6 protein-coding genes are annotated in these 5,803 nt (G+C 67.6%); 3 read left to right on the forward strand and 3 right to left on the reverse strand.

Features of this window, described 5'->3' with window-relative positions; all coding sequences use genetic code 11:
* The 3 genes from ACIRA7_RS14275 to ACIRA7_RS14285 all read right to left on the reverse strand — a co-directional run.
* Window positions 1-831: gamma-glutamyltransferase (locus tag ACIRA7_RS14275; RefSeq protein WP_396221520.1), on the reverse strand; the 831-nt coding region annotated here is incomplete at its 3' end.
* Window positions 824-1,213, reverse strand: a complete 390-nt coding sequence (locus ACIRA7_RS14280; protein WP_396221521.1) for a VOC family protein — start codon at window positions 1,211-1,213, stop codon at window positions 824-826. The genes ACIRA7_RS14275 and ACIRA7_RS14280, both read right to left, overlap by 8 nt.
* 377 nt (window positions 1,214-1,590) lie before the next feature.
* Complete coding sequence (locus ACIRA7_RS14285) at window positions 1,591-2,478, reverse strand: LysR family transcriptional regulator (protein WP_396221522.1); 888 nt, start codon at window positions 2,476-2,478, stop codon at window positions 1,591-1,593.
* Between the two features lie 152 nt (window positions 2,479-2,630).
* Between ACIRA7_RS14285 and katG the strand changes: the two genes are divergently transcribed.
* The 3 genes from katG to ACIRA7_RS14300 form a co-directional block, all read left to right on the forward strand.
* A complete protein-coding gene (gene katG / locus ACIRA7_RS14290; RefSeq protein WP_396221523.1) occupies window positions 2,631-4,844 on the forward strand; it encodes a catalase/peroxidase HPI in 2,214 nt (737 codons plus the stop codon).
* Window positions 4,845-4,946: 102 nt separating this feature from the next.
* Window positions 4,947-5,480, forward strand: a complete 534-nt coding sequence (locus ACIRA7_RS14295) for a CHRD domain-containing protein (protein WP_396221524.1) — start codon at window positions 4,947-4,949, stop codon at window positions 5,478-5,480.
* A gap of 95 nt (window positions 5,481-5,575) precedes the next feature.
* Window positions 5,576-5,803, forward strand: a 228-nt coding sequence (locus tag ACIRA7_RS14300) for an NAD-dependent epimerase/dehydratase family protein (RefSeq protein ID WP_396221525.1), incomplete at its 3' end; no start/stop codon positions are given.

Consider the following 5,803-nt stretch of genomic DNA (forward strand, 5'->3'; position numbering starts at 1 on the left):
CGGCACCGAGATCGGCGTCACCCAGTTCGGCGCGTTCTTGCGCAAGTCGTCGAGCGTGACGAAGCCGTCCAGCGCCTTGAGGCGCGACACCAGCCGCTTGCCGATGCTCCCGCCGTAGAACGTGCCAATCCCGCTGTCGGCAATCGTTCTCAGCGTGCGCGCGTAGTCGGCGTTGCGGAACCACTCGCCCGCCTTCGGTGCGCGCCCGCCGGGCAGGAAGGTGGCGGCGGCCGCTGAGTCGCGTTGCAGGAACGCCGTCTCATCGGCCCACTGCGCTGCGATGATCGGCGACACCGGGAAGCCGTCGCGCGCATAGCCGATGGCCGGCTGCAGCACCTGCGCCAGCGTGCGTTTTCCGTAGCTGCGCACCAGCGTGTCCCACCCGGCCAATGCACCAGGTACCGTCACCGACATCACACCCTGCTGCGATCCCGCGCGAAAGCCGCGTGCCTGCAACGTGGCACGGGTCATCAGCGACCCCGCGCGGCCGCTGGCGTTGAGCGCCACGAGCTTCTGTTCCTTGGCGAGCCACACGATGGCGAACATGTCGCCGCCGATGCCGGTCATGTGCGGCTCGGTCACGCTGAGCACGGCGGCCGCGGCCACGGCGGCGTCGATCGCGTTGCCCCCGCGTCGCAGGATCTCGAGCCCCGCCGACGAGGCCAGTGGCTGGCTGGTGGCTACCATGCCGCTGGGCGCGTACACGGCGGATCGGCCGGCCATGGTGGTGGGCCGCTGGGCGTGGAGTGGCACGTGCAGCAGTGCGAACGCGGGCATGACGAGGGACGCGATGCCCGTGGATATGGCGAAACCGATGAATGGACTACGCATGCGCACGTTCTCCGAACCAGTAGCACAACCCATCGGGCGCGATCACATAGCACACGGTCCACGGGATGCCGTCGCGGTGCTCCGTACCGAAATCCGACGGGGCCGTCGGGAGCCCATTGGCGTGGAACTCGGCGAACAGCGCGCGCAGCCCACGCACATGAAACGCGCAGCCATCCTGCGTGGGATCTCCGCCGTTCTCTTCGAGTCCGATCTGCAGATCGTCGCGGGCAAGGACCGCCCGCGCGTGGGGCGTATCGCCGCGTGAGACCACGCGAAAACCGAGCACCGTTTCGTAGAACGGCACGGCGGCGGCCACGTTGGGCACCGGGAGATGCATCGTGTCGCCGCGATAGCCGAAGACCTTCTCGAGTGTAGCGGTCATGGCGTCACCTCGACAGCCATTGGATGGGAAGAGTGGCGGGATGGTACCAGCATCCGGGCAGCAACGCCAGCCGTGCCGACACGGGCGCGGCGGACACGCGCTATTCAGGTGTCAGTGGACAGGCGCAGGCGTCAGACTGGGTATAGTGGTCGGAATTCAGCAACGACAGTGCACAGTGCCGAGCTGTTTCATAGTGCCGTCCTTCAGTGATGCGGCGCGCAATACGAGCCGACGCACACGCGGGATCGCGGGTTCGCGCGATGGGCTCACGGATCGCCAGCGCCACGAAACCCGCTCGACACCGTGCACTGCCGTTGCTGAATTCCGACCACTATACCCAGTCTGACGCCTGCGCCTGTGCACTGACCTCTGAGCCGTTACCCAACGCGCACCACTTCCCGCACGCACTCCACGAACGCTCGCGCGGCCGCCGACTGCGCCGCCCCTCGCCGCCATACCGCGACGATCTCGCGCTGCAACGCATGCTCGGCCAGCGGCACATACGCGCACTGCGGCGTGTTGTGGCGCACCGCCGCCATCGCCGGCACGATGGAGAGGCCCACCCCCGCCCCTACCAGCTCCAACACCGTCGCCAATTGCGCGCTGCGGCACACCACCGACGGCGACAGCTGCCGGCTGGAGCAGAAGCCGGCCACCTGCTCCCCCAGGCAGTGCGCCGGGTCGAGCGTGACCGCCGGCGCGTCGCGCAGCTGCGACAGCGTGATACGTCCCGCGCGCGCCGACGCATGCGACGCCGGCACCGCGACCACCAGCGCATCAGTGCCCAGCACCTCGGTGTCGAGATGCTCGAACGCATACGGCAGCGCCGCGATCACCACGTCCAGCGCGCCATCCAGCAACAGCTTGGCGAGCACCGCGCTGTAGTCCTCGCGCAGTTCCACCCGCGTGGCCGTATGACGCGCGCGCAGCCGCTGCACCGCCGCCGGCAACACATACGGCGCCACCGTGGGAATGGCCCCCACGCTCAGCGTCCCCGCCCCCTCCGCGCCCTCGCGACGGACGGCGTCTTCGGTGTTGCGCACCTCGTCCAGAATGCGGCGCGCCCGCGGATAGAGCGCTTCCCCCGCCTCGGTCAGCGTGACCCCGCGCCCGTGCCGGTCGAACAGCGGCGTCCCCAGATGAGCCTCCAGCCGCTGGATCTGCCCCGTGAGCGACGGCTGCGACAGCGCCAGGTGCCGCGCCGCCCGGCTCAGCGACCCGGCGTCGGCGGTTTCCACGAACGCGCGCAGCAGTGTCGTATCCATTCCGAAGTATAACGCTCGGCTATGGCTTGTATAGCGTTTCCCTGATTGCGGGCTATAGGTAGCGCCCGTAACTTTCCACGATCTGCCGCTAGACCAGCACCTCGGTTGTCGACCGAACCGTGCACGACCCGTAGCCTCAATCGGAGTACAACATGGAAGGGAATTCAGGGACCGGTGGGAAGTGCCCGGTCATGCATGGTGCCTCGGTCCCCACGGTCACGACGGCCGGCGGCCGCTCGAACCGCGACTGGTGGCCCAATGCGCTCAACGTGGGCATCCTGCACCAGCACTCGCCCCTCTCCAATCCGCTCGGCGCGACGTTCAAGTACTCCGAGTCGTTGAAGTCGCTGGACGTGGCGGCCCTCAAGCAGGACCTGTTCGCGCTGATGACGAACTCGCAGGACTGGTGGCCGGCCGACTATGGCCACTACGGCCCGTTCTTCGTGCGTATGGCGTGGCACAGCGCCGGCACCTACCGCACGGCCGACGGCCGTGGCGGCTCGTCCTCCGGCACCCAGCGCTTCGCGCCGCTCAACAGCTGGCCCGACAACGGGAACCTCGACAAGGCCCGTCGCCTGCTGTGGCCCATCAAGCAGAAGTACGGCAACGCCTTGTCGTGGGCCGACCTCATGATCTTCGCCGGCGACTGCGGCATGGAATCGATGGGCTTCAAGCCCTTCGGCTTCGCCTTCGGCCGCGAGGACGTGTACGAGCCCGAGCAGGACATCTACTGGGGCCCGGAGGCCGAATGGCTCGGCGACAAGCGGTATCAGGGCGACCGTGATCTCGAGCACCCGCTGGCTGCCGTGCAGATGGGGCTCATCTATGTGAACCCGGAAGGCCCGAACGGCACCCCCGACCCGATGGCGTCGGCCCGCGACATCCGCGAAACGTTCGCCCGCATGGCGATGAACGACGAAGAGACCGTCGCCCTGGTGGCCGGTGGTCACACCTTCGGCAAGGCGCACGGCGCCGGCGACACGGCCCACGTGGGCCCGGAGCCGGAAGGCGCCAGCATCGAACTGCAGGGACTCGGCTGGGCCAACACGTTCGGCACCGGCAAGGGCGGCGACACCATCACCAGCGGCCTCGAAGGCGCCTGGAAGCCCAACCCCACCACGTGGGACGGCGGCTACTTCAACACGCTCCTCGGCTACGAGTGGGAGCTCACCAAGAGCCCGGCCGGCGCCCAGCAGTGGACGCCGACGGACCCCGCCGCCGCCACCACGGTGGTGGACGCGCACGATCCCACCAAGCGCCATGCGCCGATGATGTCCACCGCCGACATGGCGCTGCGCACCGACCCGGCGTACCTCGAAATCTCCAAGCGCTACCGCGACAACTTCAGCGAGTTCGCCGACGCCTTCGCCCGTGCGTGGTTCAAGCTCACGCACCGTGACATGGGCCCGAACACGCGCTACGTCGGTCCGCTCGTGCCGACGGAAACGCTGATCTGGCAGGATCCCATCCCGGCCGTTGATCACGTGTTGATCGACGCGCACGACATCGCCGCCCTCAAGAGCACGATCCTGGCCTCGGGCTTGTCGATCGGGCAGCTCGTGAACACCGCGTGGGCGTCGGCCTCCACCTTCCGCGGCTCCGACAAGCGCGGTGGCGCGAACGGCGCGCGCATCCGTCTTGCGCCGGCCAAGCAGTGGGAAGTGAACCAGCCGGTGAAGCTTGGGCGTGCGCTCGAGATCTTCGAGACCATCCAGCAGCAGTTCAACGCCGCGCAGACCGGCGGCAAGAAAGTGTCAATCGCCGACCTGATCGTGCTCGGTGGCTGCGCCGCGATCGAGGCGGCGGCGGCGAAGGCCGGCACGCCGGTCACGGTGCCGTTCACGCCGGGGCGCATGGATGCATCGCAGGAGCAGACGGACACGCACTCGTACGCTGTGCTCGAGCCGCAGGCCGACGGGTTCCGCAACTACCAGAAGACGGCGTTCACCATGACCGCGGAAGAGCTGCTGGTGGACAAGGCGCAGCTGCTCACGCTCAGCGCGCCCGAGATGACGGTGCTCGTGGGTGGCCTGCGCACGCTGAACGCCAACGTGGGACAGTCGAAGCACGGCGTGTTCACCGACCGCCCCGAGACGCTCAGCAACGACTTCTTCGTGAACCTGCTCGACATCGGTACCACGTGGACGTCGATCTCGGAGTCGAAGGACGTGTTCGAAGGACGTGACCGCGCCACGGGTGACGTGAAGTGGACGGCCACGCGCGTGGACCTGATCTTCGGGTCGAACTCGCAGCTGCGCGCGCTCGCCGAGGTGTATGCCCAGGACGGTGCGAACGAGAAGTTCGTGCAGGACTTCGTGGCGGCCTGGACCAAGGTGATGCACCTCGATCGCTTCGACCTAGTCTGAGGGTACGAACCGGCGTGGCGACGCCGCGCAGGAACAAAGGGATGATGTGAGTGCTTGAGGGTTCACCGCGTACGTCAGCAGTGAACCCTCAATCGCATCAATATGTCGACTCATCCCAAGTCCCGCCGCATTGCCCGCGCCCTCGTTTCCCTTGCCGGTGCCCTGCTCGTCGGTGCCGTGCTCGCCAATTGCGGCGGCGACGACGACGCGGTGGTCGCCCCGACCCCGCTCGTGAAGTACCGCGCCACGTTGGTCGGCACGGAAGAAGTGCCCCCGGTGACCACGACCGCCACTGGCAGCGCCGAGTTCACGCTCAGCCGCACCAACGACACGCTGTTCGTGAACGTCACGGTGAACGGCCTCAACAACATGCGGTTTGGCCACTTCCACACCGGTGCCCGCGGTGCCAACGGCCCCGTGGTCGCGTTCGTGGTGGATGGACCCACGGTGGCGGGACCGTCCAACGGTCGCGTCGGCAAGCAGTTCATTACGGCCGCGAACCTGAGTGGCACGCTTGCCGGTCAGCCGCTCACCGCCTTGATCGATCAGATGCGGGCCGGTGGCATTTACGTGAACATCCACACCGACGCGAACACGGGTGGTGAACTGCGCGGCCAGGTGGCGTTGGTCCCGTAACGTCTGGTGGCGGTACGCGGTGGGAAGTAACCTTGGGCACCGGATCGGCAATCGCCGCCGGTGCCCTTTCCCTTTGCCCCTCAGCTGAGCGCCCCATGTACAGCCGTCGTGAATTCATCGGCACCGGTCTTGCTGCGTTCGGCGCCGTATCCGCCTTCGATCCGCGCGTGCTCGTGCCCGCGCGCGCCGCAAAGAGAATTCTCATCCTCGGCGGCACGGGCTTCGTGGGCCCGCACGATGTGCGCGAAGCGCTCAAGCGCGGACATCAGGTCACGATCTTCAATCGTGGCAAGAGCGCGCCCGGCATGTTCGGCAAGGATGTC

Origin of the sequence: Gemmatimonas sp. (assembly GCF_044376735.1) — a bacterium.
Lineage (GTDB): Bacteria > Gemmatimonadota > Gemmatimonadetes > Gemmatimonadales > Gemmatimonadaceae > Gemmatimonas.

Bases quoted from the DNA above. Each gene is read 5' to 3' on its own strand.
- ACIRA7_RS14280 (WP_396221521.1), bottom strand. From the start codon at position 1,213: ATGACCGCTACACTCGAGAAGGTCTTCGGCTATCGCGGCGACACGATG.
- ACIRA7_RS14285 (WP_396221522.1), bottom strand. From the start codon at position 2,478: ATGGATACGACACTGCTGCGCGCGTTCGTGGAAACCGCCGACGCCGGG.
- katG (WP_396221523.1), top strand. From the start codon at position 2,631: ATGGAAGGGAATTCAGGGACCGGTGGGAAGTGCCCGGTCATGCATGGT.
- ACIRA7_RS14295 (WP_396221524.1), top strand. From the start codon at position 4,947: ATGTCGACTCATCCCAAGTCCCGCCGCATTGCCCGCGCCCTCGTTTCC.